General features: G+C 70.6%; 2 protein-coding genes. Both read right to left on the bottom strand.

What is annotated here, in order from left to right; all coding sequences use genetic code 11:
* A partial coding sequence (locus tag AC0CYZ_RS08390) for a mechanosensitive ion channel family protein (protein WP_472214195.1) occupies positions 1-612 on the bottom strand: 612 nt, incomplete at its 3' end.
* Between the two features lie 27 nt (positions 613-639).
* Positions 640-1,820 (bottom strand): CocE/NonD family hydrolase C-terminal non-catalytic domain-containing protein (locus AC0CYZ_RS08385; protein WP_472214193.1); only part of this gene is annotated, 1,181 nt, incomplete at its 5' end.

Genomic DNA, 1,820 nt, shown 5'->3' with positions numbered 1-1,820 from the left:
GTAGGTGGCGTTGACGATGACCTGCGCGATCCCGAGCTGGTTGAGGATCATGAACACGGCGATGGCCATGACCAGCGTCGGGGCGGCCGAGCGGACGACGCGCCCGGTCGGGGTGTCACCCATGGTGCGGTGCACGAGCCCCCCGACGGCGGCCGCGACGGCGGCGGCGACCAGGAAGATCAGCAGCGCGGCGATCACGTTGGGCAGGTAGGCGAGCACCAGGTTCACGAACCCGGTGACGGCGGGGATGTTCAGCGTCCCGACCGCGGAGACGATCACGAAGACCATCAGGACGTACTGCACGACGAGCCCGACCAGCTGCGAGGGCTGGCCCTTGGGCGAGAACCGGGAGACGTACTCGCCGCCGCGGCCGTGGGTGAGCTTGTCGTCGAGGTGCACGCGGCGCAGCAGCCGCGAGATCCCGGCGCGCAGCAGGCGCGCGATGATGTAGCCGATGATCAGCACCAGCAGGGCGCCGATCACGTTGGGTACGTAGCTCAGGAACGTGGTGAAGGCGTTCTGCAGGGACTGCAGAATGTTGAAGCCGCCCCCGCCGCCTGACGGTGCTTGCTGGGCCAGCAAGGTGCCGTCGCGGCCTAGCGACCGGCTCACAGCGACGCCTCCGCCGAGGTTGGCCGGTCAGGGTGCTCCGGGTCGTTCGGCGGCCGCGGTGAGGATCCAGTTCCGGAACTCGACGGCGAAGTGCTCGAGGTGGTGCTCGATCACCTGTGGGCCGCAGGTGCCCGGCAGGGTCACCGAGAGGCGGGCGGTGAACCCGTCGTCGTCGTCGGTGAAGGTGTTGGCGATGGAGCCTATGACGGTGCCGTCCTCGAGGACGAGGTGTGAGCGCCGGCCGCGGGGCGCGTCGGCGGGGAGGCGCTCCGGTCCGGACGCGGCCTCGTCCCAGTCGCGCATGAAGAACGAGCAGACGTGCTCGCCGAGGGTCTCGACGATGTTGACCCGGCCACTGGCGCCGTGGATCGAGTAGTGCTCGGGGTGGCCCGCGATCATGACGTCCTCGCGGGCGAAGGCCTGGGAGAGCCAGCCGGTGAACTGGGCTGCGGTGATGCCGTGGGCCCGCAGGGTCGTGGCCCCGGTGATTTCCCGACCGGCGGAGGCGGTGATCTGGTCGCGCAGGTAGGTGCTCCCGGCGGCGATCTCGTCGGCGAGCAGGTCGAGCAGGCGCTCGCGGCCGAGCCTGCCCTTCAGCAGCGCCAGGGCACGGCGGGCGGCGGCCACCTCGTCGTGCTCGATGCTCTGGTCGTCGTTCTCGCCGGCGAGGTGCACCGACGGCTCCGCGGCGGTGGTGGCTGCCTGCACGGGGAGCTGCAGAGCGGAGGCGTGGTCGCCTCCGGTGTGGATGACGTGTGTGCCGGCGTTGGCTCCGACGTACTCGTCGATGCCGGGCATCAGGGTGCCCAGCAGGTTGCGGGAGCTGACGACGAAACGGAGTTGCTGCCCGGCCCGGAAGGCGAGCCCGACCGGGAGCAGGTCGATCTCGACCTCGACGATCTGACCGGCGGCGAGGGTCTCGACGCGGTCGAAGGAGTGGGCCGGGACGTCGTCGGAGGACAGGGCCTCGTCGAGGTGGCGGCGGGAGACGCGCAGCCGGCCGTCGGCGCCCTTGTAGCGCAGGATCGACGCGCCGTGGTCGGTGAGGTCGTGGGCTATCGCGGTCCGGTTGGGGACGGTGAAGGCCTGCAGCGGGGTGCCGTGGGCGTCGAGCTTCTGGATGAGCACGAACAGGTCCATGTCGTCGGCGCCTCGTGCCTCGACCCAGAGGTGAGCCTTGGGGTACCCCACGAGCGTGGTGTCGCGGT

The sequence above is a fragment of the Actinomycetospora sp. genome (genome assembly GCF_055612215.1).
The sequence above is the reverse complement of the archived record's forward strand: the minus strand, read 5'-3'. Positions and strand labels throughout refer to the sequence as shown.